Annotated in this window: 16 protein-coding genes; 12 read left to right on the top strand and 4 right to left on the bottom strand. The window is 69.0% G+C overall.

What is annotated here, in order from left to right; genetic code table 11:
* Positions 1-519: 519 nt before the first annotated feature.
* The 9 genes from AF1_RS35080 to AF1_RS02545 all read left to right on the top strand — a co-directional run bounded on the left by AF1_RS35080 (position 520) and on the right by AF1_RS02545 (position 18,476).
* On the top strand, positions 520-2,430 hold the full coding sequence (locus tag AF1_RS35080; RefSeq protein ID WP_165488313.1) for a hypothetical protein: 1,911 nt from the start codon (positions 520-522) through the stop codon (positions 2,428-2,430).
* Entirely contained in the window at positions 2,361-3,962 is a 1,602-nt protein-coding gene (locus AF1_RS02565; protein WP_067793297.1) for a LamG domain-containing protein, read from the top strand. Before AF1_RS35080 ends, AF1_RS02565 begins: the two co-directional genes overlap by 70 nt.
* 186 nt (positions 3,963-4,148) lie before the next feature.
* Positions 4,149-11,033, top strand: a complete 6,885-nt coding sequence (locus tag AF1_RS02560) for a polymorphic toxin-type HINT domain-containing protein (protein WP_067793294.1) — start codon at positions 4,149-4,151, stop codon at positions 11,031-11,033.
* Positions 11,034-11,040: 7 nt separating this feature from the next.
* The gene (locus AF1_RS34045; RefSeq protein WP_131732346.1) at positions 11,041-11,481 is read left to right on the top strand and encodes a hypothetical protein; all 441 of its coding nucleotides are present in this window, start codon (positions 11,041-11,043) and stop codon (positions 11,479-11,481) included.
* 281 nt (positions 11,482-11,762) lie between these two features.
* Entirely contained in the window at positions 11,763-12,218 is a 456-nt protein-coding gene (locus tag AF1_RS32950; protein ID WP_242608587.1) for a polymorphic toxin-type HINT domain-containing protein, read from the top strand.
* 230 nt (positions 12,219-12,448) lie between these two features.
* Positions 12,449-12,859: a DUF4259 domain-containing protein gene (locus tag AF1_RS32945; RefSeq protein ID WP_084262369.1), complete on the top strand. Its 411-nt coding sequence runs from the start codon at positions 12,449-12,451 to the stop codon at positions 12,857-12,859.
* A gap of 331 nt (positions 12,860-13,190) precedes the next feature.
* Positions 13,191-16,151 (top strand): ATP-binding protein, encoded by a 2,961-nt coding sequence (locus AF1_RS02555; RefSeq protein ID WP_242608585.1) that lies wholly within the window; start codon positions 13,191-13,193, stop codon positions 16,149-16,151.
* Between the two features lie 74 nt (positions 16,152-16,225).
* Positions 16,226-18,088: a hypothetical protein gene (locus tag AF1_RS02550; RefSeq protein ID WP_067793290.1), complete on the top strand. Its 1,863-nt coding sequence runs from the start codon at positions 16,226-16,228 to the stop codon at positions 18,086-18,088.
* A gap of 34 nt (positions 18,089-18,122) precedes the next feature.
* Positions 18,123-18,476, top strand: a complete 354-nt coding sequence (locus AF1_RS02545) for a DUF5955 family protein (protein ID WP_067793289.1) — start codon at positions 18,123-18,125, stop codon at positions 18,474-18,476.
* A 5-nt stretch (positions 18,477-18,481) separates the two neighbouring features.
* Here AF1_RS02545 and AF1_RS34040 read toward each other — a convergent pair whose 3' ends face one another.
* Positions 18,482-19,297, bottom strand: coding sequence for a hypothetical protein (locus tag AF1_RS34040; protein ID WP_131732345.1), 816 nt, complete (start codon positions 19,295-19,297; stop codon positions 18,482-18,484).
* Positions 19,298-19,448: 151 nt separating this feature from the next.
* Positions 19,449-21,026, bottom strand: coding sequence for a hypothetical protein (locus AF1_RS02535; protein ID WP_131732344.1), 1,578 nt, complete (start codon positions 21,024-21,026; stop codon positions 19,449-19,451).
* Positions 21,027-21,381: 355 nt separating this feature from the next.
* On the opposite strand from AF1_RS02535, the gene AF1_RS02530 reads away from it, so the two are divergent.
* The 3 genes from AF1_RS02530 to AF1_RS36970 all read left to right on the top strand — a co-directional run bounded on the left by AF1_RS02530 (position 21,382) and on the right by AF1_RS36970 (position 23,555).
* Entirely contained in the window at positions 21,382-22,632 is a 1,251-nt protein-coding gene (locus AF1_RS02530) for a Mur ligase family protein (protein WP_067793284.1), read from the top strand.
* The gene (locus tag AF1_RS02525; protein ID WP_067793283.1) at positions 22,622-23,338 is read left to right on the top strand and encodes a type 1 glutamine amidotransferase; all 717 of its coding nucleotides are present in this window, start codon (positions 22,622-22,624) and stop codon (positions 23,336-23,338) included. Before AF1_RS02530 ends, AF1_RS02525 begins: the two co-directional genes overlap by 11 nt.
* A 73-nt stretch (positions 23,339-23,411) precedes the next feature.
* On the top strand, positions 23,412-23,555 hold the full coding sequence (locus tag AF1_RS36970; RefSeq protein WP_207393929.1) for a cytochrome P450: 144 nt from the start codon (positions 23,412-23,414) through the stop codon (positions 23,553-23,555).
* On the opposite strand, the gene AF1_RS02520 is transcribed toward AF1_RS36970, so the two are convergent.
* On the bottom strand, positions 23,543-24,199 hold the full coding sequence (locus AF1_RS02520; protein WP_067793280.1) for an SDR family oxidoreductase: 657 nt from the start codon (positions 24,197-24,199) through the stop codon (positions 23,543-23,545). The two genes, AF1_RS36970 and AF1_RS02520, sit on opposite strands and share 13 nt — an antisense overlap.
* Before the next feature lie 106 nt (positions 24,200-24,305).
* Positions 24,306-25,556, bottom strand: coding sequence for an MFS transporter (locus AF1_RS02515; RefSeq protein ID WP_067793368.1), 1,251 nt, complete (start codon positions 25,554-25,556; stop codon positions 24,306-24,308).
* Positions 25,557-25,598 lie beyond the last annotated feature (42 nt).

Below are 25,598 nucleotides of genomic sequence, written 5' to 3'. Positions count from 1 at the left end.
CGCGACATCTGCGGTTTCGCAATCCAGAAACCAGAGCCGCCGACGCTGTGCGACCACTCGAAAACTCGCAGCGATCCAGCCCGATCCCGCTTCGGAGAACGCATACACCGACCCACTGTAGAGGTCAATGCCAAAGTTTTATGCCTTCGGCGCTAGATGTTGTGCGGCCGTCGATTTACATCGCCTTCCCGGAATGAGGCCACTGCAAACGTCGATATTTCGAAGGCGTTTAGTTACCTAGCGTAATATTCTTGGTTGGGGTATTGAAGTGGGACGCCGGAGACGTCTCGCCAGGTTTACTGAATTGACTGTGTTGTATATCACATTGCCATGATCGATCCGGGTCTTTCTCCCTAATGATCTGCGGGTTACGTTGAGGCGGCTTTGATCAACCCGGGCGCATTGGGGTTCTTTATGAGTCGCCGTGCAGCATGTCGTCGTGGTTCTGTTCCTTGGCCGTCGCCATGGCGGCGCCCAGTTTGGTTGGTCCGGTTCCTGGCGCTGTTAATGGTCGCCGGAATGGTCCAAGTACCTTTGTGGTCGGCGATTCGAGAACCCCTGGCCCACGCCGATGAACCGAAGTCGGCGGCAACCGAGCAGCAGGCGGTGGCGGCGGCGAAACGGACGGGCCGGCCGGTGGAGATCACCTCCCGGCGCGGAGAGAACAGCACGGTACGGGCGCTGCCGAACGGCCGGATCGAGATCGAGCAGCATGTGCAGCCGATCCGCACTCGCCAGGGTGGCAAGTGGGTCGACATCGACACGACCTTGCACCGTTCCGGTGGCGCGATCGTCCCGGCCGCGACGACGGTCGGGCTGAAGTTCTCCGCCGGTGGGAACGGTCCGATGGTGCGGATGACCCGGGCCGGTCACGCGCTGGCCCTGTCATGGCCGCAGGCGTTGCCCGAACCGATGCTGGACGGCGACACCGCCGTGTACGAGGGCGTGGCCGGCCCGGCCGTGGACTTGCGGCTGCGGGCGCGGGTGGACGGGTTCGCGCATGTGCTGGTGGTCAAGACGGCGCAGGCGGCCAAGGACCCGCGAGTGGCCAAGCTCGCGCTGGCGATGTCGACCACCCGCCTCGCCGTGCGCGAGGAGCGGGGCAGCGGGGTGCTGACGGCCACCGACACCGGCTCGGGCGCGGGAGTGTTCGAGGCGCCGTCCCCGAGAATGTGGGACTCCTCCCAGACCGCGCCAACCACGCCGCAGGCCCGCGCCCGCGCGGCCGGCCCGGGAGAGGATCCGGCGAAGGGGCCCGCCGACGGGGCCAAGACGGCGCGGCTGGATGCGGCCGTGGAAGCCGGCAAGCTGACGCTGATCCCGGATCAGGGGCTGCTGACCGCGCCTGACACCCGGTTCCCGGTGTACATCGACCCGGTGTGGACGACGAGCAAGGCGACCAGTTGGGGGATGGTGTCGTCGGGCTGGCCGGATGAGTCGTATTACAAGTTCGCCGGCAACTCGACCGAGGGCGTGGGTCGCTGTGAAGTGGCCAAGGACCCCAACTGCGTGAAGAACCAGACCAAGCGGCTGTTCTTCCGGATGCCACTGCCGGCGATCAAGGGCCGCTACATCCAGAACGTGGAGTTCGTCGCCTACGAGACCTACGCCTACAACTGCAGCAACCCGACCTCGATCCAGTTGTGGCGGACCGCCACGCTGCAGTCGTATGCGACCTGGAACAACACCAATAACTCATCGGTGTGGCAGGAACAGCTGACCTCGCGTGATGTGGCGTACTGCTCCAAGACGCCGGTGGAGTTCGGCGGGACCAAGCTGCGTTCGCATGTGCAGGACGCGGTGAACAAGGGCTACTCGACCATCACGTTCGGGTTGAAGGCCTACAGCGAGTCGACGATGGACTGGTGGAAGCGGTTCGCCGACGACGCCTACATGAAAGTGCAGTACAACAACCCGCCGCTGCAGCCCGACACCGACACCATGTTCGCCAACCCGGGCACCAAGTGCCTGCCTAGTGGGCAGGCCAAGACGGTCAACGACATCTCCACGGTGTACGCCTACCTCAAGGACCCCGACACCGAGGACGCCAACAAGGTCCAGGGCCAGTTCACGCTGCACTGGGCCAACAACGCCGACGGGTCGGACTGGGGCCCCAAATGGACCTCCGCGCTGACCCCGGCCAAAACCTCGGGCAGCCGGTTCTCGGTGACGCTGCCGTCCACCATCCCGCAGCGGACCAAAATCGGCTGGGGCGTGCGGGCCTGGGACGGCGAGCAGTGGGGCCCGTGGAGCTACGCAGGCGCCCAAACCGGCTGCTACTTCTACTACGACCCCGCCGTGCCCGGGGCCCGACCATCACCTCGACCGACTACCCCGCCGACGATGCTTGGCATGGGGGCGTGGGACAAGCCGGCACGTTCACCATTGCCGATTCCGAGGGCGTCGCCGACCGGTACGAGATCACCTTGAATGACGAGCCGGCGCGGATGGTGACCACTACCGCCGGCGCGGTGCAGCAGGTGCAGATCGCGCCGACCCGCTCGGGCCCCAACATCTTGACGGTGCAGGCGTTCGCGCCGTCCAACCAGAACGGACCAGCGGTCTCCTATGAGTTCCGCGCGAACACGGGTTCGGATCCGGTGGCCAGGTTCAAGCTGGACGAGCCGTCCGGTGCCACGACTTTGCAGGCGGTGACCCGCAACGGTGAACCGGCCGTCTCCGCGACCGTGCACGGAGGAGTGACCACTGGCACGACCGGCCAGATCGATGGGGCACTACAACTAGACGGTTCGACCGGCTACGCCTCCACCAGCGCCCCGTTGATCGACACCAGCAAGAGTTTCGCGGTGTCGGCCTGGGTTCGTCTTGACGACCCTGATGGCCGCACCCGCACGATGCTCAGCCAGGACGGGACGAGCAAGAGCGGGTTCTACTTCAAATACGATGGCGCGTACCGTAAGTGGGCACTGTCCAAGGTCAAGTCCGACTCAGCCGAGACGGGAACCTATCAATCCTTCTCCGCGAGCATGGCGGAGCTGAACACCTGGACCCATCTGGTCGGTGTCTATGACGACACGACCAGAAGGCTGCAGATCTATGTCAACGGTCAACCAGGGACCCCCAGTCCCGAAGTGACTTCCGTATGGAACGCCACGGGCGGGTTCCAGGTCGGGCGCAGCCTTTGGCTTGGCAACCCGGCAGATCACTGGCCCGGTCAGATCGACGACGTGCGAGTTTACGACCGGATCGTCGGCCAGCAGGAGGCCGAGGAAATGGTCACTCAGCATCCGGTGCTCAAGGCTCGGTGGAAGCTGAATGAGAATGGTTCGGGTGAGCCTGCGGGCGCCCCTGCGTTGGTACTGCAGAACGGCGCGGCCATCGACCCGACGGCCGGGTTCCGGGAGTGGGCGTCACCGGCGGGCCTGAAGCTCGACCCCGCCCAGAAGCAGTTCGCCGAGACCACTGAACCCGTGGTCGACACCGATGAGAGCTTCACCATCACCGGGTGGGTCCGCAACGGTGGCCGACCCCAGCAGCCGGCCACCGTGTTCTCCCAACCGGGCGCCGCCACGAACGCCTTCGCGTTGCGGTACGTACCGGGTGAGGATCCGGCCGAGCAGGGCGGCTGGCAGGTCGTGATGCACAACTCCGACGATGCGGCCGCTCCGGTATTGACCGCCTCGCATTCGGGTTTCGTCCCGTGGGACTGGTCGCATGTGGCTGTGGTGTACGACGCGTTGCGTGACCGCGTCAGCCTGTACGTCGACGGGCAACTGGAGGAAACCGCCGACGGGGTGTCGCAACAGGACCAGATCCTCGGTTTCAACGCGGCGGGCAACGGCGGTCTGCAGGTGGGCCGCAACAAGTTCGGCGCGACCGACGGCACCGAATTCTGGACCGACGCCCTCGACGACATCTGGGCCTACCAAGGTGCTCTGACCACCGAGCAGATCCAGTCCCTGGCCGGCGATATCGAGCTTCCGACCGCAGACGGTCCCTAGCCGCCAGGTCCGCCGCCCGCGCCGGTGAGGCCGGGCGGCGGACCATCACATCCCTGCCCTCTTCTCTTCGTGATCTCGTGAGGCGCCCCGCGGCGGGGTGCGGCGATGGAGGACGTCGTGAACGCAGGCCGGAAGGTCTCGGGTCGGACCGGACGCAGGAGGCTGGTGCTGGGGTCGCGTCGGGCCGTGACTCTGGTCGCGGCCGTGCTGGCGGTTGCGATGCCGGCCGGGCTGGTGTCGGTCCCACCGGCGCTTGCCGACCCGCCGAACTCGCATCGCCCGAAGGTCGCGAACCATGAGAAGCAGGTTCCGGGTCGTGATCTGAAGGTCCGGCAGCGCAAGGCTGACCCCGTCAAGCCCGGGCCCGCCGCCAAGGCGGCATGGCCGAAGCCGGGGGCCGCCGAGGTCGACGTCCCGTCCGATGGGAAGGGCGCTGGGACGCGGGTGGGCAAGCTGCCTGTGCAGGTGTTGCCGCCCGGCAAGCAGCCACGATCCGCTAGGGCCGTGCCGGCAGCGGGACGGGTGCGGGTTCAGGTGCTGGACCAGCAGACCAGCCGCACGCTCGGAGTGGACGGTCTGGCGTTCACCGTGGCCCGCACGGACACCGTCGCACCGGGCCGGGTGAAGGTACGGCTGGACTATTCGGGGTTCGCGCAGGCGTTCGGTGGTGCCTTCGGTGCGCGGCTACGGCTCACGCAACTGCCGCAATGCGCCCTGACCACGCCGGACAAGCCGGAATGCCGGGCGGGCAAGCCCGTGACGGCAGGCAATGACGCGGCGGCCAAGACGCTGACCGCCGACGTCGAGGCCGCCCCGTCGGGTTCCCCGACGGCCGCGACGGGTCAGAGTGCGACTTTGCTGGTCGCCACCGCCGGCTCCGGCAGTTCCCAGGGTGACTACGAGGCCACTTCTTTGGAGGCGTCGGCGACATGGAACGCCGGTGGCAATTCCGGAGATTTCACCTGGTCGTACCCGATGCGGGTGCCGCCGGTACCCGGTGAGCTGGCTCCGGAGGTCGCGCTCTCCTACTCCTCGGCGAGTGTGGACGGCCGGACCGCCAACACCAACGGCCAGCCGTCGTGGGTCGGTGAGGGCTTCGATCTGTGGCCCGGCTACATCGAGCGGCGTTACAAGTCCTGTGAGGACGACGGGGCACCCAAGGACGCGTATGGCAACTCGCCAGGCGATCAGTGCTGGGGGTACGACAACGCGACGGTCACGTGGAACGGCAAGGGCGGGGAGCTGATCGAGGCTTCCGACGGCACGTGGCGGATGAAGGGAGACGACGGCACCAAGTTCGAGAAGCTCACCAGCTCCTCCACCGGCAACGGCGACAACGACGGGGAGTACTGGAAGGTCACCACGACCGACGGCACGCAGTACTTCTTCGGGCTGAACCGGCTGCCGGGCTGGACGAGCGGGAAGCCGGAGACCGATTCGACGTGGACTACGCCGGTGTTCGGTGACGACTCCGGTGAACCGTGCCACGAGGCGAGCTTCGCCGACTCGTGGTGCCAGCAGGCATACCGCTGGAACCTGGACTATGTCGTCGACCCGTCCGGCAACGCCGTCAACTACACCTACGGCAAGGAGATCAACCACTACGGCCGCAACCTCAAACCCGAGGACGAGACCCCGTACGTCCGCGGCGGCTATCTGAAGACGATCTCCTATGGGCTGCGCAAGGACGCGCTGTTCGCCAAGGCACCCGCGCAGGTCTCCTTCACCACCTCCGAGCGCTGTATCCCGGACGCGACCTTCGACTGCGACCCGTCCAAAATCGGAACCAACCCGGACTACTGGTGGGACGTCCCCTGGGACCTGAACTGCGACGCCGGGCAGGAGTGCAAGGACACTCACGGGACGGTCGCTCCGACGTTCTGGTCCCGCAAACGCCTCACCAAGGTCACGACCCAGATCCTGACGGCGGACGGGTCAGGGTACCGGCCGGTGGACTCGTGGTCGATGGACCACGAATGGGGGCTGGCGGACGTCGAGCGGGATCTGCTGCTGAAAGAGATCGTCCACACCGGCCACGCCGCCACCGATGACGGCGGTGCGGTGACGTTGCCGAAGGTGACGTTCAACCATGTCCAGTTGCCGAACCGGCTCGACAAGACCGGTGACGACATCCTGCCCTATATCCGTTACCGGCTCGGCGCCATCTACGACGAGTCTGGCGGCCAGATCGACGTCGCCTATTCCGACCCGGACTGCTCCCTGTCGAATCTGCCGACACCGGAGACCAACACCACCCGCTGCATGCCGGTGATCTGGACGCCGCCCGGCAGGGAAGACCCGATCACCGACTGGTTCCACAAGTACGTGGTGACGTCGGTGATCCAGACAGACCGCACCGGGCTGGCCCCCGACATGGCCACCAAGTACGAGTACGTGGGTGGTGCGGCCTGGCATTTCGACGATGATGACGGGCTAACCAAGGAGAAGAACAAGACCTGGTCGCAGTGGCGCGGATACGGCCACGTCCGCACCTTCACCGGAGACCCCGCCGCTCCCGCCACCCAGGCGGACGCGTACTTCATGCGCGGGATGGACGGGGACCGCGAGTCCAAGGCCGGCGGAACCAAGTCTGTCACCGTCTCCGACGGTGAGGGCGGTACCTACACCGACCATGACGCGCTGGCCGGGTTCACCCTCAAAACCGTCCAGTACACCGAACCCGGCGGCAGCGTCCACAGCAAGACGGTGAATACGCCGTGGCGGGTCCAGACCGCCTCACGGACCCGTTCCTGGGGCACCACCGCCGCCAACGTGGTCCACACCGACACCACCCGTACCTGGACGGCCAAGGACGGCGGCGGATGGACCGAGACCAAGACCGACACCGAGTACGCCGGTTCTGGCCCGGGCGTCGGCCGGGTCACCTCCATCAACGACCTCGGTGATACCGCCACCGGCGCCGATGACAAGTGCACGCGCACCAGTTACGCCGACAACACCGCTGCGTGGATGGTGAACTTCCCCTCCCGTGTGGAGACCGTCGCAGTCGCCTGCACCGTCACCCCCGACCGGCCCGCGCAGGTCCTCTCCGACGCGCGCACCTACTACGACAACGGCGCCTTCGGTGACGGCCCGTCCAAGGGCAACATCACCAAGGTCGAAAACCTGGCCGACTATGACGGGACCACGCCGCAGTATGTGACGCAGGCCGCCACCGTCTACGACGCCTTCGGCCGGGTCACACAGGTGACGAATGCGCTGGGACAGGCCACCACCACCGCCTACACCGACACCCAGGGTCTGGCCACCAAGGTGCAGACCACCACGCCGCCCGCCACGTCCGGTGACGTGTCCACGGCGCTGACCACCACCGAAGAGCTGGATCCGGCATGGGGGCAGCCGACCCGCACCACCGACGCCAACGGGCTGAACACCGACCTGGTGTATGACGGGCTGGGCCGGCTGCGGAAGGTGTGGCTACCTGACCGGTCCAAGGCCAACGGCCAGAGCCCCAACCACGAGTTCCAGTACCAGGTGACCGACGGGCAGATCGTCACGGTCACCACCAAGGCACTCACCGCCACCGGCGGGCAACGCGTGGCCGGGATCGAGTTGCTGGACGGGTGGCTGCGATCCCGGCAGACCCAGGTCCCCGCCCCGGACGGCCGCCTGATCGCCGACACCTTCTACGACGACCGCGGTCAGGTCATCAAGTCCTACGCCGCTTACCCGGCGACCGGCGCCCCCGAGCCGACCCTGTTCGGGGTCGGAACCCCCGGCAACGTGGAGACCCAGACCCGCACCGAATATGACGGGCTGGGACGCAAGACCGTCGAGAAGCTCACCAAGGGCAACGGGTCGCAGCCCGAGCAGGAACTGTGGCGCACCACCTACGCCTACGGCGGCGGTGACCGGATCTCGGTCACCCCACCCGACGGCGGCACCCCCACCGCGCAGATCACCAACGCCCATGGCCAGGTGATCGAACGTCGCCAGTACAAGGCGTCCACCCCGACCGGTGACTACGACGCCACCCGCTACACCTACACCCCCGCCGGGCAGATCGCCTCGGTCACCGACCCGTCCGGCAACACCTTCACCACCACCTACGATTTGCGCGGTCGCAAGGTCCAGACGACCGACCCCGACAAGGGCACCACCACCTTCACCTACGACGACCTGGACCGCCTCACCTCCACCACCGACGCCCGCGGCAAGAAGGTGTTCACCACCTACGACGGATTGGACCGCAAGACCGCCACTCACGAGGGCACGGCCGACGGGCCGCTGCTGACGTCCTTCACCTACGACACCGTGACCCGCGGCAAGGGCAAACCGGCGACCGCGACCCGCCATGTCGACGGTGCCGAGTACACCAGCCAGATCCGCGGCTACGACACCCTCGGCCGCGTGCAGGCCACCACCATCAACATCCCCACGCAGCAGGGCGCGCTGGCCGGCGCCTACACCTTCTCGACCCGCTACAACCTCGACGGCACCGTCCAAAGCAACAGCCTGCCCGGCATCGGCGGGCTGCCCGCCGAAAGCGTCGTGCAGTCCTACGACACCTGGCTGCGGCCTACCCGCCTGACCAGCAGCACCGCGACCTACGTCAACGACACCGTCTACACCCCCACCGGCAAGCCCACCATCCTCGAACTCGGAGTTGCACCCAAACGCGCTTGGCAGACCTTCTCCTACCAGTACGGCCCCCAGCGCCTTTCCACCGCCGAAACCCTCCGCGAGGGCATCAACGGCTCCGACCGCAACGCCACCTACCACTACACCGACTCTGGCGTCATCACCTCCATTGCCGACACCTCCCGTGATGGCGTCGACAACCAATGCTTCACTTACGACCACCTGCAACGCCTCACCCAAGCCTGGACCCAGGCCACCACCGACCCCTGTGCCGCCGACCCCACGGCCTCGGTGGTCGGTGGCCCGGCCCCCTACTGGCACACCTTCGGCTACGACACCGCCGGTAACCGCACCAGCGAAACCCGCCACGGCATCGCCGGCGTCGCCGACACCACCCGCACCTACAGCTACGCCACTCCCGGTCAGGGAAACCGTCTCACCCAGGTCACCCAGAGCGGCCCCACCGGAGACCGCACCGACACCTACGGCTACGACGCCACCGGCAATACCACCACCCGGACCACCACAACCAGCCAAGGCACCACCGGCCAGACCCTGCAGTGGGATACCGAGGGTGAGCTGGCCAAGGTCACCGAGAACGGCAACGACGAAACCTTCATCTACGACACCGACGGCAACCGCCTCATCCGCACCGACCCCGCCGGCTCCACCCTCTACCTGCCCGGCGGCACCGAGCTACGCGCCCTGACCGGCGCCACCACCGCCACCGGCACCCGCTACTACACCTTCGGCGACCAGACCGTCGCGATGCGCACCTCCGACGGCACCGTCACCTACCTCACCGCCGACCACCAGGGCAGCGGCCAAGTCGCCGTCAACGCCACCACCCAGGCCGCCACCGTCCGCCGCTTCACCCCCTTCGGCTCCATCCGCGGCATGGACGAGAACGCCACCTGGCCGAACGACAAGGGCTTCGTCGGCGGCACCCAGGACCCCACCGGCCTCACCCACCTCGGCGCCCGCGAATACGACCCCGAAACCGGCCGCTTCGTCTCCGTCGACCCCCTCATGGACCAGGCCGACCCCCAGCAGATGAACGGCTACACCTATGCCAACAGCAACCCGGCCACCCACGCCGACCCCGATGGCCTATGCCCGCCGGACATCTGCGGCGCGGGCTACGTCCCTGTCGGCCACAAGAAGCCATTGATGACCGGTGGATGTGGGCACGACTGCGGAAGCCCCCCTCGGGGATTCACCTCATCACCCAACAGGCCAGTGAATGTCCGGTGGGGCGACACCGTGGTTCGCGCCAGGGATTCCATCGCATACACCGGTGCCCTGCAAAAGATGCTGCGGCTCGTGTACACGAAATATGCAGGCACCCTAGGCCCTCTGGACCCGCAACTCATGCCAACCTGCGGTACCAACGGCAATGCCTGTTTCCCAGGGGACCTGGGCAGACTGGGCAACTTCGCAAGACTGCTCTGCAAAATCGGCGGCTTCACATGCGAACGCATGTCAGGCATGGAGTTCCTCTCCGCAGGAATGCGCAGCTTCCCAGAGCTTGCCGCGTTGGGGCCGGAAGGCGGTATCACGGGCGTCAGCGGTGGCCGCCGACCGGCGGGCGGGCCAAGGAGCGGCCCCTCCAAGCTCGGGGGATGCAGCAGTTTCGTGCCGGGAACAACGGTCCTCATGGCCGACGGTGGCCGGAAGCCCATCGAAGACGTCAAGGTTGGCGACAAGGTCCTTGCCACCGACCCTGAGACGGGCGAAACCCGGGCCCAACCAGTCCTGGGAACGATCACGAGCAAGGACGATAAGAACCTCGTCCAAATCACCGTCGACGGCGATGCTCCCGCCCTGGCGTGGATGACCAACCAGACGGCAAAGCGTGTCTCTCCCAAGTTCCATGGCCTCAAGTTCTCCAAGAGCGGCGTGCTCATCGCCACCGACAACCACCCCTTCTGGGTCGCCGGTGACATCAACGCGTGGGTCGAGGCGGCCGACCTCAAGCCCGGCATGTGGCTCCGCACCAGCGCCGGCACCTACGTCCAGGTCACCGCCACCCAACACCGGATCACCCACCACCAACGCGTCCACAACCTCACCATCGCCAACACCCACACGTACTATGTGGAGGCGGGCACCGCATCCGTACTCGTCCACAACAGCGGTTGTGGCGAAGTCATGGCGCACTTCGATGGCGTAAGTGCGGCGCGTAACGCCGCTCGAAATTCGGCCGGCTTGGGGGACGATGCTGTTCCGTTCATTCAAGAAATCGGCCCAATGAAGGGTCGGGTGACGGGTATGCAGAGTCCGGACGGCCTGAGAGGGTGGCGTATCGACTTCGACCCGAATGATCCGGAGAAAGGCTTTCATTTCAACTGGTGGGTGAGGGACGCTGCTAAGCGTTCGGCAGGTGGCTGGCGGAGCGGGGCTAACGTCGTTAGGGGTGGCACCTATGACGATTACCTCAGTCTTATCAGCCACTTCCCACAGTCATGATGATTTGATGAAAAAAAAGACAAAGATCAAAGAAGCTCACATCAGGCAGTGGATGTCAGAGCACGAGTCGCTGCAGTTGGACGCGTCTTACTCGGCCGAATTCGAGCAATATCTGAACAGTCAGCCGTGGGCTCCGAGTCGACTCGATTGGAGATCTGTCGGTCACGTCGAGTTTGTAATGACCGATTCCTGGGAAAATAACATCGTTGAGTTTTCCGATCAGACGCCCTTGGGGCATCATGGTCATCTGATGCTTATGTATAGCGGTGCTGAGCCTTCGCTGCTCAGCTTCAAAGAGGACGCACTTCGGGATATCGACTTGATTTATTCGGCAAGTCCTGGAGCTCGCTACTTCTGTGGCGTCGATATTGTGGATGGTCGGCCCATGCCAAGGTATGAGGACTTTGCTGAGTTCGATGGCAACTCTAAGATAACCTTTCGGGTGTAGGTGTAACGAGGGGAGAGTGAAGCTTTGCTCGGTAACTGAGTAGTCGCATCTGCGGTATCTGGTCTCATCAGGTGCGCAGCCGGTTGCGGTCAAAGCCTGGTTGGTTACACAGAGCTCTTCAAGATTCTTATAAAGCCGGGCGGCAGGCGATAGCCTAAGCCCATGCGGCGCATAGCCACCCCGGCAACCGTTACGGTCTCGGCTGTTTTATCTACGGAGGACGGGGCGGTGCGTGCCGCAATTCGTGAGTGGGTGTGGTAGTCGGCGGCACCCTCGGCTGGGTGACCAGCCAAGCTCCCAAGCCCAGCAGCCCCAAGCTTCTCAACCCCAAGGGCCCCAAGAGCGGCGTGCTCATCGCCACCGACAACCACCCCTTCTGGGTCGCCGGTGACATCAACGCGTGGGGCGAGGCGGCTGACCTGAAGCCCGGCATGTGGCTCCGCACCAGCGCCGGCACCTACGTCCAGGTAACCGCCACCCAGCACCGGAGCACCCACCACCGGCGCGTCCACAACCTCACCATCGCCGACACCCACACGTACTATGTCGTGGCAGGGGCTAGGCCAGTCCTCGTCCACAATCAGACTTGTGGGACCCCGTCTTCAGGGAAGGTTAGTAACCCTGGCACGAGATTTGATGTTCCAGATGAAGCCGGTGTATATACGATTCACATGGATGACGGAAGTAAATATGTCGGAAGTAGCGTCGATAGTATGAGGACGAGAGTTAATAAGTAAATGCGATCGAAGCATGCAGTCAGGAAGGCTGAATATGGTCCGGGAAACGTTGTTAATGTCACATGAATTTCACTTCCTGGTGTGAATGACCCGGTAGTCGCACGTCGAACCGAGCGGACTGTAATGGAAGGGCTCAAGAGTCGAGGTGTCACGCTGATTAATCGGCGTGATCCGGAAATCGTGGTTCCATTTGGTGGATATTTTCAGTGAGATAGAATAGAGGGGGCGAGATGGGGGCATGGGGCTCTGGGCCATTTGACAGTGATACGGCGGAAGATTTTGTGGACGACCTGGAACGGCTGGCTTCACTGCAGCGCTTGGCGGTGCTGGAGCGTGTATTTCATCGCGCCATCGATGCCGCAGAATCTGAGAAGCTTCCTGCGGAAGTTGTGGCTGCCGCCGCAGTGGTTGCGGCAAACCTGCCATCAGGTGCGTCTCTGTCCTGGAATGAAGATTATCCAGGTATTTCCGAGTGGTTGCCTAAGCCCATTGCTTTCGATCTCACTGTCTTGGCCAGGCGCGCCTTGGATGTCGCCCTGCCGGTTAACGGATGGTTCTGGCAAAGCTGGGTGGATATTGAGGAGAGGCGCGAAGCGGAGAGTGTGGTCAATATATTGAAATCCATTTTGAGTGATCGGTGATAAGAAAGTCCCGGAGCGTGTGTGGATCGGCGCTAATGTCAAGGGCTTTAATTTGCTGCAACAAGGCACTGGAGAGACTGGCCTGCCTCAGCAGCTCCGTGCCGAGTGGGTATCGCGGGGGCCGCGGCTCGGCATGCGTTGCCGCGGGGTGGAGGGCGGGCGGTAAGGGCTGTGGGGGCGTTGAGGACGGGTGGGGGGCGTAAAGGTGGGCATTTGGGGTCTTCTTAACGGGGCGTTGGCGTGAGCGGTGGGGGCTGGTAAGGATGCTGGGGTGACTCCGCCGTCTGGTTCGAGACCGCCGTACCGGATGAATCCCGGTATACCGCCGAGCATGGGTGCCGCCCCGGCGGAGCCGTTCGTGCTGCCGGGGCCGTGGTACCGGATCCAGGCGATCCCGGTGCCGGAGCGGGTCGCGTCCGCCGAGTGGGATTTCGTCAGCGTGCTGCCCGCCGCGCTGTCGGCGGCGCGACTGGGCAGGCCGTTCGTGGTGGGGTGGTTGTCGGCGGGCGGCGGCGCGCCGCTTGAGCTGATCACCAATGCGGGGTCGATCGGCACCCCGGAGCCGGGGGCGGAGACGCACGGGTTGCTGTTCCCCGGCGGGGCGCGCGGTGTCCCGATCGGGGACGGCTGGCTGCGCCGGGCGGAGCGGATGGCGTGGACGCGCTGCCCCGGCCGGCTCGCCCCGCAGCACGCCGGGGCGGGCGGCGGGCCCGGGCTGTTCGAGGCGACGCTCGTCACGCTGATGGAGCGGCCGTTCGGGTGGTTCGTGGTCGCCGACCCGTGCGATGAGCGGCAGATCGACACCGAGATGCGCGAGCTGCACCACGAGCTGCGGATGCTGCGGCGCGGCGAGGACGAGCAGGCCCGGCTCGCCGTCGACCGGGCCGGGCGGCGGCTCGCCGAGCTGGACGCGTTCCGTGAGGCGGGGCTGTGGCAGGTGCGGGTCGTCGCGGGCGCCGCTTCGCAGGACGAGCTCGGGCAGATCGCCCCGGTGCTGGTCGGGTCGATGGAGCTGGGGCACCATCCCTATCGGCTCAGGTCGGGGCATGGGAGCGGGTCGTTCGCGGAGATGCTGACTCCGGGGGCGGTGCCCGCGCCGGCCCGTTCGATGGCCGAGCCGGAGCAGCGGTTCCCGTTCGTCGCGACGGCCGGGGCGCTGGCGGCGCTCGCCGGGCTGCCGCGGCGCGAGGTTCCCGGGCTGCGGGTGCTGGACGCCGGGTACTTCGATGTGACGTCCGAGACGGTGCCGGTGAGCGGGGAGCCGCAGATCGAGCTGGGCGCCATCCTGGACGGGCAGGACCGGGAGGTCGGCCGGTTCGCCGTGCCGCGCTCCACCATCAACCGGCATGTGTTCGTGACCGGCGCGACGGGCGCCGGCAAGTCGCAGACCGTCCGGCATCTGCTGGAGCAGCTGACCCGCGCGGGCATCCCGTGGCTGGCGATCGAGCCCGCCAAGTCGGAGTACGCGGCGATGGCGGGACGCATCCAGGACCTCGGCGGGCCGGTCACGGTCGTCAACCCGTCCGATCCGGGGGCGGTGCCGCTGTCGGTGAACCCGCTCGCGCCCGAGCCCGGTTATCCGGTGCAGGCGCACATCGACATGGTGCGGGCGCTGTTCCAGGCCGCGTTCGACGCCGAGGAGCCGTTCCCGCAGATCATGGCGCAGGCGTTGCAGCGCGTCTACGAGAACAACGGGTGGGACGTCGTGACGGGCGGGGGCGTGCCCGGTTCGCTCATCGAGCCGGCCGTGCCGACGCTGGAGCAGCTCCAGAACGCGGCGTTGCAGGTCATCCAGGACGTCGGCTACGGGCGTGAGCTGATGGCGGACGTGCAGGGGTTCGTGGACGTCCGGCTCCGGTCCCTGCGCATCGGGTCGGCGGGACGGTTCTTCGAGGGCGGCCACCCGGCCGACATCGGCGGGATGCTCCGCGACAACATCGTCCTCGCCATCGAGGACGTCGCGAACGACGAGGACAAGGCGTTCCTCATGGGGACGCTCATCATCCGCATCGTCGAGCACCTGCGGATGCGGGAACGCAAACGCGACCGCGCGACGGGTCCGGCGCTGCGGCACGTCATCGTGATCGAGGAGGCGCACCGGCTGCTGCGCAACCGCGGCCCGGAACGCGGCAGCTCCCACGCGGTCGAGCTGTTCGCCGGGATGCTCGCCGAGATCCGCGCGTACGGCGAGGGCATCATCGTCGCCGAGCAGATCCCGACGAAGCTCGTCCCGGACGTCATCAAGAACACCGCGCTGAAGGTCGTGCACCGGCTGCCCGCCTACGACGACCGGCACCAGGTCGGCGCGGCGATGAACCTGGACGGCGACCAGTCCCGCGAGGTGGTGTCGCTGCGTCCGGGTGTCGCGGCCGTGTTCGCCGACGGCATGGACCGCCCGCTGCGCGTCCGCGTCCCGCTGGGCGAGGGCCGGGAGGCGGAGCTGGCGGGGCCGCCGCCGCCCGTGGACGGCCGCCGCTCGGCCGCCTGCGGCTGCGAATGCCGGTCGGGGCGCGCCTGCACCCTGTTCGAGCTGCGCGAGGCCGACCTCATCGCGGGCGGCCCCGACTGGACCTGGCTGCGCCTGTGGGCGGACACGCTCGTGCTGGCGCATGTCGTGAACCGTCCGCTGCCCGCCGTCCCGCCCGAACTGGGGCGTGCCTGGTCCCGGCTGGCGCCGCGGCTGCGCGAGTGCGCGCTGGCGACCGTCCTGGAACGTTCGGTGACCCGGCGGTCCCGGTCGCTGCGCACCGCGTACCCGCCGGCCGAGCTCACCGCCGCCGTCGCCGAGGTCGCCGGGCGCCTCCTCGGCGGCGCCGCCCCCGGTGCCGCGCCCGGCCCGGCCTGGGTGATCCCGCAGGTCAAGTGGCTGCACGAGCTGGACCGCCTGTTCCCCTACGGCGGCGGCGTCCCCGACAAGCACGCCCCCGCGCCGCCGCTCGACTACCCGCTTCCCGGTCTCAAGCAGCCGCCGGGCGCCAAGCTCGGCCACCGCCTGCGCGCCCTGCGCCGCCATCCGCTGTCGATGGAACTGGAGCGCAACCGTCCGATCGCCCTCACCGCCCTCTACGGCGACGACGAGCACGCGGGCTTCTACCAGGACCTCACCGTCGTCACGATCGGCTTCGAGGAGGACGAGCAGGTGGAGCACGTCGCCGGGACGATGCGCGTCACCGAATGGCTCGAACCCGTCCTGAGCTGGTTCGAGCGTTTCGTGGCCCCCTTCGAGGACCCCTCCGCCGGGCTCCCCTTCCTCGGCCAGCCCCGCACCCCCGGAGAGCCCGCCGAGCCGTGACCGGGTGTGGCCAGCGGATCACAACTCGGTTCCGTTCCACCTGTCAGGGTGATCATCCGGATATTTTCGTCGTCATGACCGTGGAGCAGGACACTCCGGGCGGCGCGCCGTTCTTCCACCACGCGCAGACGGCCGCGGAGGCCGCGCAGCAGCCGCTGCAGAACACCACCCGCTACCTGTGCGCCGCCGTCTACCTGGACCGGCGGATCTGCGATCGGGTCATCTCCGAGTTCCTCGACGACGAGAACCGCGCCGTCGTCCCGTCCTTCGGGTTCGACCTGGAACCGGTGATCCTGCACGCGCTGCGGGCACGCCGCTACCGGCTGATCCGCGACCTCGTCCTTTGCGGGATCTGGACGGTCGCGCTCATCCTCCTGCCGCTCATCGCCGTCGGCCTCTTCATGTTCGCGCTGGTCCTCTCCGCCTTCTACGCGATCCCATGGCGGCGGCTCTCCCCGGGGATGCGGCTGCTCGTCGGCTGGGTGGCGGTCAACGCGGTCGGGGTGGTCGTCGCCGCCGCCGTGGTCCCCGTGGTCGGTGCACAGCTGGTCGAAAATGCGGGCTACACCACCCACGAACTGGAGCAGGACAAGGGAGCCCTGGAACTGCTCCAGACGGATCTGGCCGTCCCCAGCCTGATCATGCTGACCCTCGCCCTGAGCATGACGGTCATCGGCCATCTCGCCGCCGTCTACGCCGTCCTCGCGCGCGACCTCGCACCCGGCGCGACCGGGCCGGGCCCGCGCGCGTTCGGCGAACGCGCGGGGAAGGTCGTGACGCGGGTCCGCTCCGCCCAGCGCGGCAACGTGACGCTGCACTCGGGGACGAACCCGTTCATCGGCGCGGGCGACCTCACCTCGCCGTGGGCGCGGGCATGGTCGATCGTGCTGGAACTGGACCGTCCCGCCTCCGGCCGGGTCGACCTCGTCAAGCACGGGGACGACGCCGCGGGGCCGTCCCGCGTCGACCCGATGGTCATGCACATGCGGGTGCGGGACCGGCTCCACGCCATGCGGGACGAGCGCCCGACCGGGGAGCACACCGCCGGCCTGGAGGACCTGCCGCCGAACGAGCGGATCACCGCGCTCCTCACCGGCATGCACATCGCCGGGCGTGGCGAGAGCGTGCAGCGGATGCGTCCCGCCGACCCGGCGATCGCCACCTCGATGCCGCCGCACCCGCTGATCGACCCGGCGCACGGATGCCCGTTCTCGATGGCCACGCCGGAGGCCGTCGACGCGCTCGTCCGGCATCCGCAGTCGCACATCCGCTGCTTCCAGCGCATCACGGTCGGCGCCCACGGGCAGGCCGTCCTCAGCCGGGACGGCCGCGTCGTCGCGGCCGCCGAGGAACAGGACATCTCCCTCACCGCCTTCGTGTATCTCGCGGTCGAGGGCCGGATGCTGTACGGGAATTTCGCGGCGACCGTGCTGCCGCCCGTCCGGCGCGAGTTCCGCATCGTGGACCTGCTGCCCACCTGGAGCACCGCGACCCAGCTCTTCTACGCCTTCAAGCACGGGTGGCGCACCGTCCTCAGCGGGATGCTGCTGCCCGGCGTCCGGACGGTCGCGACCTGCTGGGCGACGGTCCGCAGCGTGATCGCGGCGGCGTCCGCGCACGACTCCGCGCGCCGGATGGTGCACGACTACGGCGCGCGGATCAGCGTCCGGGAGCTGTGCGCCGCCGCCGACTTCGACACCTACGTCCAGGAGATGGACGCCGACAAGTACACGCGGCTGATCGAGTGGCGCGTCAACGAGGCGCTGCTCGACTACCTGGGGGACGAGTGCGGCATCGACGTGTCGGCGTACCGGACGCAGGCCGGCGTCATCATGAACGAGGGCGTCATCATCACCGGCGGGACCGTGAACGGTCAGGTCGCCGGGGGCAAGCGCATCGACCAGCGGCAGGGCGGCCCCGGCCGCGTCAACCCATGAACCGCGTCAACCCCCGACGGCATCTGGAGGGCGCATGAGCGAGCACGGTGACCGGGGCATCAGGATCGGCGGCAACGCCCGCGTCTCCGGGCAGGTCGCGGCGGGCGAGAACGTCACGCAGAACCAGCGGATCGGCGCCGGGCCGCCCGGCGACGCCGCGGACGCCCTCGCCCGCGTCGAGCGGCTGCTGGAGGCGCACGCCGCCGAACTCGCCGAGCCCGCCAGGGCGCGCCGCGACCTCGCCGACGTCCGCGAGGAGGCGGATTCCGGCGACCCCGACCCCGAGCGGATGGAGGGCGCGCTCGCGCGCCTCGGACGCCGGGTCGGCGGCGTGGCCGCGCTGGCCGAGGCCGTCCGTGCGCTCGGAACCGCCCTCGGCCTGGGCTGACCCGGTCAGATGTCGCTTTCGCCGCGGGCGGGGAGGCCGGCCCGCTCGGCGATCGGCGTCCAGTAGCCGATGAACTCGCTCTTGGCGCTGCTCGCCCGCTGGTTGACGTCCGCGACCTCGCCCTCGGACGGGCAGCCGGGCGCGACGTCCAGGTAGCGCCGGTTCGACTCGGTCGACGCCTCCAGCGCGCGGACCAGCGCGTCCCTCATCTGGGTGCCGTTGTCGAGCGCGCCCACCTCCAGCTCGCGGGCCTTCTCCAACTGGCTCTGGCGCGCGTCGAGGACGCTCTCCAGCCCGCTGACCGGGCAGTCCTCGGTGACGACCGTGCCGAGGTCGGTGCGGGTCGAGTGCATGTCGTCCAGCAGGTCGTTCACGGCCTTGGCCTGGGTGTCGAAGTCACCGGTGTCCTCGGTCTGCGTCCCGGCGGTCTCCACCGGCCGGGTGGACGGCTGGGTGGCCGCGGGCGGCGGCGTGGGGGTGTTCGACCCGCTCGGCCAGAACACGATCCCGAGCGCCACCCCGATGAGGAGGACGACGCCCGCCGTGCCCAGGAAGTACGGGAGGCGGCTCTTCTTCGGCTGCACGGGCGGCTGCCAGATCGCCGGTTCCGACCACGGCTCGGGGGACAGCGGAGTGGACCGCTGTTCCGACGGCGGCATGGGCGTCGTGTAGTCGGACGGCACATCCCAGGGGACGGGGTTCTCCCATGGCGGCGGCAGCGGATCGCGCGGGACGGGCACCTCGCCGAGCGGGTCGCGGGCCGTCGCGTCACCGCCGGGTGGGGGCGCACCGGGCGGCGGGAGGGGTGCGTTGCAGCGCATGCAGCGAGGCGACGACGTGCCGGTGTCGGTCCCGCAGTTCGGACACCGCATGACGCTCCCTGACCCCGTGATTTCGAACGCTCACAAGATACTTCGTGACCCCGGCGCCGGGGCGGTTCCACGTGGCTTGGAACCCGACCGTAATCGGCCGTTACACCCGCTTCCAGCTCCGCTGCGGCTGGCCCGTCTTCCTCGCGACCGGGTTCCACAGCACGACGAACTGCTTCTTCGCCGTCGTCGCGCGCTGTTCGATGGCGGCTCGGCCGGGCACCTGCGCGGCGCTCGGCCGCGGCTTGCCGTGGCAGTTGCGCTGGTTCGCCTGCGCCCACTGCAGCAGAACCTGGTCGACCTGGAGTGACGCGGTCAGCGCCTGGGCCAGCGAGCCGCGCAGCCGCTCCCCGTTCGCCAGCTTGTCGAGCTGGAGCCGGCTGGTGCGGCGCAACTGGTTCTGGCGGCGCTGCGCGACCGTCTGGAATCCCTGGATGGCCTGCGGCAGCGTCTTGCACTTGCCGGCCCGGCCGAGCGCGCCGGCGAGGATGCGGCGGGTGTCGACGCTGTCGTTCAGGAGCGCGTTCATTGCCGCGGCCTGCTGCTTCGTCGCGGCCGGGATCGTGTTCTTCTGCGCGACCTGAGTGCTGGACGCCGACGGCGTCGGTGTCGTGCCCGCGGACGAGCCGTCACCGGACGGCCACGCGACGAACACCACGGCCCCGGCCGCGACGGTGACGAGTGCGGCGACGGCGGCGATGAGCGGCTTGCTCGTCCCGCCGCTCTTCGGCGGCCGCTGCGCCGGCGGGAAGCCGCCGTACGCGGGGTCACCCGGCCCCATCGGAGCGCCGCCCATCGGAGCGCCCATCGGCGCCATGCCGGGCCCGCCCATCGGGGGAGCGCCCATGGGGGCGCCGGGATCCATCCGCGTCTGGTCGAGGTCGCCGCCGAAGCCCTGCGGGCCGGGACCGGGGCCCATCATCGGGCCGGGGGCGATCTGGGTGGCGTCCGCGTCCTGGAAGGCGGGCGGCTGCGCGGCGCCCTGCTGCCCCCACACCTGGGTCGCGTCTGCGTCCGGTTCGTCGGGCTTGCGGGGCTGTGCGAACCACGAATCCGGGACGATCGACTCCCTCGGCTCGGGCTGCGGGGCGAGGCCGAACGACGGGGGCGCGGGGTCCGCGGGCGCCGGCAGCGCGGGCCGCTCGTTCGCGGGCAGCGCCGGCCGCCCGTTCCCCCACGCGGGCGCCGGCGGCGGAACGGTCCCGAACGAGCCGGAATCGTCCTCGTCGGGGTTGAACGTCCATGCCGCGGTGTCGTCGGGATCGACGGGCGGCAGCGGGGACGCGGTGCCGGGCGTCGCCGCCGACGGCTCCGCGGACGGCGGGAAGGGAGGCGGCGCCTGCGGCCCGGTCGCCGCCGACTGCGGTGACGGCTGCTGGAACGCCGCGGGCTGGGACACCGGGAGCTGGGACGCGGCGGGCGGGGGTGCCGCGGGCAGGGGCGGCATCGCGAGATCCGGCGGCACGGGCGGCTGCGGGCCGGGTGCCCAGGACGGTGTGGGCGGCGGCACCATCATCGTCTGCTCGCCGAGCGCCTCGGCGGTGCCGAACGTGGCCGGGTCCGCGAGGGGTGCCGCCAGTGGAACGGCGGGCCCGATCGAGTACACGTCGATCGGCGCCTCGCAGTGTGAACACTTGCCGAGCGTCCCAGGCGTGTCATTACCGCACGTCGGACACTGCATCGCTCAGACCTCGCCTTATAGCCGCTATGCCACGCTTGCGATCCAGGCCCGCCGGCAGAGACGGGCTCGTTTCCCCGCGAACCAGCAGGGCTACCGACAAAAGTAGTGGGTGCCGCCGTTCTCGGAGGCGTGGCTGGAAATCTGGCACCCCGCAGTCGGAGGTCGCACCGAATCACGACATGTCGGTATCGGTCAAGATTCCTCCGGGTGGTTTACCGGACTCCTTGTGATGATGCACACATTGGACGCCGCGCCGCCGCGGGACGCCCCCGAACCCGGCGGGCGCGCCGCGAGCGGGGCGCTCAGCGGCTAGGCTCGGAGCGGTTTCCCGGCGCATCCAGAGAAGACGGAGTCCATGAGCGATCTTCCGCTGCGTTCGCAGCTGGCCGTCGCGCTCGGTCGTACGGCCGCCAAGATGTCCCGAATGGCGGGCCGCGGGGACGGCTCGGTGATCGGCGGTCGGGTCGGCCTGCGGCTCGACCCCGAACTGCTGACCAGGCTCGCGAAGGACCGCAAGCTCGTCCTCGTCAGCGCGACCAACGGCAAGACGACGACGACCCGGCTGATCACCTCGGCGATGACGCCGCTGGGCGAGGTCGCCACGAACGCGTTCGGCGCGAACATGCCGACCGGGCACGTGTCCGCGCTCGCGTCCGCGCCGTCCGCCCGCTACGGCGTGCTGGAGTGTGACGAGAAGTACGTCCCGATGGTCCTGAAGGAGACCGGGGCGAACGTCGTCGCGCTGATGAACCTGAGCCGCGACCAGATGGACCGTGCCGCCGAGATCTGGCTGCTGGCCGGCAAGTGGCGCCGCGCCCTGGAGGCGTCCCCGACCAGCCACGTCATCGCCAACTGCGACGACCCGCTCGTCACCTGGGGCGCGTCCACCGCCAAGAGCGTCACGTGGGTCGCCGCGGGCCAGCACTGGCGCGAGGACTCCTGGTGCTGCCCCGAGTGCGGCGGCCCCCTCGACCGGCAGGACACCGACGAGGACAGCGACTGGCGCTGCCGCCAGTGCACGTTCGCCCGTCCCCGGCCCGACTGGACGCTGAGGGGCGACACGATCACCGCCCCCGACGGGCGGTCCTACTCGCTCACCGGCCTGTCCCTGCCGGGCCGCGCGAACCGCTCGAACGCGCTGATCGCGCTCGCGGTCGTCGCGCAGTTCGGCGTCCCGCCCGAGCAGGCGCTTCCGCTGCTGTCGCAGGTCACGTCCGTCGCCGGCCGGTACACCACGGTCGAGCACGAGGGGCGCTCCATCCGGCTGCTGCTGTCGAAGAACCCGGCCGGGTGGCTGGAGGCGTTCGACGTCCTGCAGCCCGCGCCCGGCCCCGTCGCCCTGTCGGTCAACGCGCAGGGCCCCGACGGCCGCGACACGTCCTGGCTGTGGGACGTCGACTACCGCATCCTGCGGGGCCGTCCCGTGTGGGTCACCGGCGAACGCCGCATCGACCTCGCCGCCCGGCTGGAGGCCGCCGAGGTGTCCTTCACCGTCGTGGACGACATCGACCAGGCGGTCATGGCCGTCCCGCCCGGACACCTGGACGTGATCGCCAACTACACCGCCTTCCAGACCATCCGAACGAGGTACGGCCGTGTCGTCTGACCGCATCAAAATCGTCTGGATCTACCCGGACCTCCTCAGCACCTACGGCGACCAGGGCAACACGATCGTCCTGGAGCGGCGCGCGGCGCTGCGCGGCATCCCGACCGAGACCGTGCACCTGCGCTCCGACGAGCCCGTCCCCGCCGACGGTGACATCTATCTCCTCGGCGGCGGCGAGGACCGCCCGCAGATCCTCGCGGCGCAGCGGCTGCGGGGCGACGGCGGGCTGGCCCGCGCCGTCCAGTCGGGCGCGGTCGTGTTCGCCGTCTGCGCCGGCTACCAGCTGCTCGGCCACGAGTTCGGCGGCGAGGAGGGCCAGCCCGTCCCCGGCCTCGGCCTCCTCGACATCCGCTCGGGACGCGGCGAGCAGCGCGCCGTCGGCGAGATCGTCGGCGATGTCGCGGCCGAGCTGAACGTCCCGCGCATCACCGGCTTCGAGAACCACCAGGGCGTCACCCACCTCGGCCAGAACGTCCGCCCGTTCGCGAAGGTCGTGCACGGCGTCGGAAACGGTTCCGGTGACGGCTTCGAGGGCGCCTACAGCGGACGCGTCCTTGGCACCTACATGCACGGCCCGGCCCTCGTCCGCAACCCGGGCCTCGCCGACCTGCTGCTCGGCTGGGCGGTCGGCTCGGAGCTGCAGCCGCTGGACAACTCGTGGGCCGACCGCCTGCGCGAGGAGCGCCTGAACGCCGTCCTCAGCTGACCCCGGCCCGCGCCCGGACGGCGGCGGACGCGACAACCCGCCGCCGACCGGGACCGGGTGGGGCTAGCCGGCTTTGCGGGCCACGCCGCGTAGCACGATCTTCTACCCGTTCTGGGCCGTCCACATGAACCCCGAGTACTGGCCCGACTCGCAGAGGTTCGACCCGGACCGGTTCACCCCGGAGGCGGCGGCCGGCACCCCGCGTCAGCCGTCGTAGGGGACGTGCGGGGTCCATTCGCCGTCGGGCCTGGCGACGGCCCGCCACATGGCGTCGGCGATCGGGGCCGGCGAGAACGGGCCCTCCTTGCCGAGCACACCGTTGACCTGCACCGCGACCGCGCGGATCCCGTCCGGCGCCAGGGTGGCGTCCAGGCTGGTGACGAGGTTGCGCACGGCGGCCTTCTGGACGCCCAGCGACGCGGCGCCGTGGAACGGCGTGTCCGCCGCGGCGGACCCGGTGACGAGCACCCGGGCACCGGCCCGCATGAACGGCCGCGCGGCCTGCACGGCGGGCAGCAGCGCCCCGGCCCCGAGCGCCACGTCCTCAAGGAGTTCGGGGACGGTGAGGTGCAGCGGGTCCTTCTCCCGCCACACGCTGGGGTTGAAGTGCAGAAGGTCGATCCGGCCGTGCCGTTCCCCGATTCCGCCGATCACGTCGTGGACGGCCGCGGGGTCGGTCAGGTCGACACCCGCCCCTTCCGCGCCGTGCCCCTCGTCCCGCAGCATGGCGGCCAGCGGTTCGGCATGTTCGCTCAGCCGCGCGGCCAGCACCGCGTGATACCCCTCGGCGGCGAACCGCCGGGCGACGGCGAGCCCCAAACCGGGCCCGGCCCCAAGAACGACGCACACGGGTGTGGACATATCGACTCCTGCCTTCCGAAGACCGCTGTGAGCATTCTCCCGAGCCGCACGGTGCGTTCGTCCGCCCCAGGCGGCGCCGCGCGAGGCCGAACACCCAGTCCATCACCTAGGAAACACTCGGCGGCATCTCGGGGGCACTTGTTCGCGCGTGGTATTCCTCTCGGTCGGCCCCGGACGGCTGCTCCGGGATGGTCCGGGGCTTACCGCGCAGCCCAGGGGTCAGCAGCAGGGTGACCGTGATGGAGCCCGCCGCCATGACGGCCATCGCGGTGGCGGACGAGACGTACTGGGCGACCGTTCCGGCGAGGGTGGCGCCGACGCCCTGCATGGTGACCATGCCGGCGGAGTGCAGCCCCAGTGCCTGCCCGTGGACGTCCCTGGGCGTGAGGGCCATGAGGTGGTCCTGGAGGAGCAGGGAGGCGGAGTAGCCGATCGACGCGAGGGTGATGACGGCCACGGCGAGGCCGAACGGCGGGTGCGCCGCGAAGACGAGGTACGGCGCGGCGAGCAGCAGGAGCAGCGGGGCGGCCAGCCGCCGCCTCCACGCCGGCGGGACGAACCGGCCGGTCGCGGTGTCTCCGAGGAGCATCCCCGCGCCGGCGAACGCGAACAGCAGGCCCGCGTGCTGCGGCGAGTAGGGGACGAACAGCGCCTCGCAGCCGACGATCAGGCCGTTGGGCACCCACAGGGCCAGGTAGATGTACCGGCGGGGCGGCGAGGACCAGAGCCACGCGTTGGTCCGCCAGGTCGCGGTGATGGACGGCCGCCCGGCGGCGCGTGCGGGGCGGCGGCTCAGCCCGAACCGGGCGACGAGCGCCGTGGCGAGGTAGAGGGCGGCGCCGGCCAGCAGCGTTCCGCGCGGGGACAGGACCGCCACCAGGGCGCCGCCCGCGGCGAACCCGCCGATCTGCATCACTCCGACGGACATGTTCAGCACCGAGCGGCCGAGCAGGTAGCCCTCACCGGAGAGGAGCTCGCTGAGCAGCCCGAACCGTACGCCGCCGCCCACCGAACCGGCCAGCCCGAGAAACATGATCACCGCGAAGACGGCCCACAGCGGCAGGCCGGGGACGGCCAGCACGGCGGTGCCCAGCCCGAAGGTGACCGACAGGCTCGTCATCGCGGCGCGCGGCGGCAGCCGGTCGGCCGCCGACAGCAGCGCCGTCGCCCCGACCACCTGGGCCAGGGACGGGCCGAACATGCTGAACGCGGCCAGCAGCGGTGAGCCGGTGGCGGTGTAGACGAGCGTGCCGAGGGCCAGGCCACTGACGGTCGACGCCGCCACATGCGTCGACGCGGTGGCGAACAGCGGGGTGAATTCGGGCGTGCGGAACAGCCCTCGATAGGTGCTGGGCATGATCGGGAGTCTCACCGTCCCGGCGGCGCGCACGTTAATGTT

Origin of the sequence: Actinomadura formosensis NBRC 14204, assembly GCF_001552155.1 — a bacterium.
Taxonomy (GTDB): Bacteria; Actinomycetota; Actinomycetes; order Streptosporangiales; family Streptosporangiaceae; genus Spirillospora; species Spirillospora formosensis.
This window is presented reverse-complemented; position numbering and strand designations above follow the sequence as displayed.

Excerpts from the sequence above, each read along its gene's own strand:
- AF1_RS34045 (WP_131732346.1), top strand. The coding sequence starts at position 11,041 with ATGAAAAAAAAGACAAAGATCAAAGAAGCTCACATCAGGCAGTGGATG.
- AF1_RS02555 (WP_242608585.1), top strand. The coding sequence starts at position 13,191 with ATGGGTGCCGCCCCGGCGGAGCCGTTCGTGCTGCCGGGGCCGTGGTAC.
- AF1_RS02550 (WP_067793290.1), top strand. The coding sequence starts at position 16,226 with ATGACCGTGGAGCAGGACACTCCGGGCGGCGCGCCGTTCTTCCACCAC.
- AF1_RS02545 (WP_067793289.1), top strand. The coding sequence starts at position 18,123 with ATGAGCGAGCACGGTGACCGGGGCATCAGGATCGGCGGCAACGCCCGC.
- AF1_RS32945 (WP_084262369.1), top strand. The coding sequence starts at position 12,449 with ATGGGGGCATGGGGCTCTGGGCCATTTGACAGTGATACGGCGGAAGAT.
- AF1_RS35080 (WP_165488313.1), top strand. The coding sequence starts at position 520 with ATGGTCCAAGTACCTTTGTGGTCGGCGATTCGAGAACCCCTGGCCCAC.
- AF1_RS02530 (WP_067793284.1), top strand. The coding sequence starts at position 21,382 with ATGAGCGATCTTCCGCTGCGTTCGCAGCTGGCCGTCGCGCTCGGTCGT.
- AF1_RS02515 (WP_067793368.1), bottom strand. The coding sequence starts at position 25,556 with ATGCCCAGCACCTATCGAGGGCTGTTCCGCACGCCCGAATTCACCCCG.
- AF1_RS02520 (WP_067793280.1), bottom strand. The coding sequence starts at position 24,199 with ATGTCCACACCCGTGTGCGTCGTTCTTGGGGCCGGGCCCGGTTTGGGG.
- AF1_RS34040 (WP_131732345.1), bottom strand. The coding sequence starts at position 19,297 with ATGCGCTGCAACGCACCCCTCCCGCCGCCCGGTGCGCCCCCACCCGGC.
- AF1_RS02535 (WP_131732344.1), bottom strand. The coding sequence starts at position 21,026 with ATGCAGTGTCCGACGTGCGGTAATGACACGCCTGGGACGCTCGGCAAG.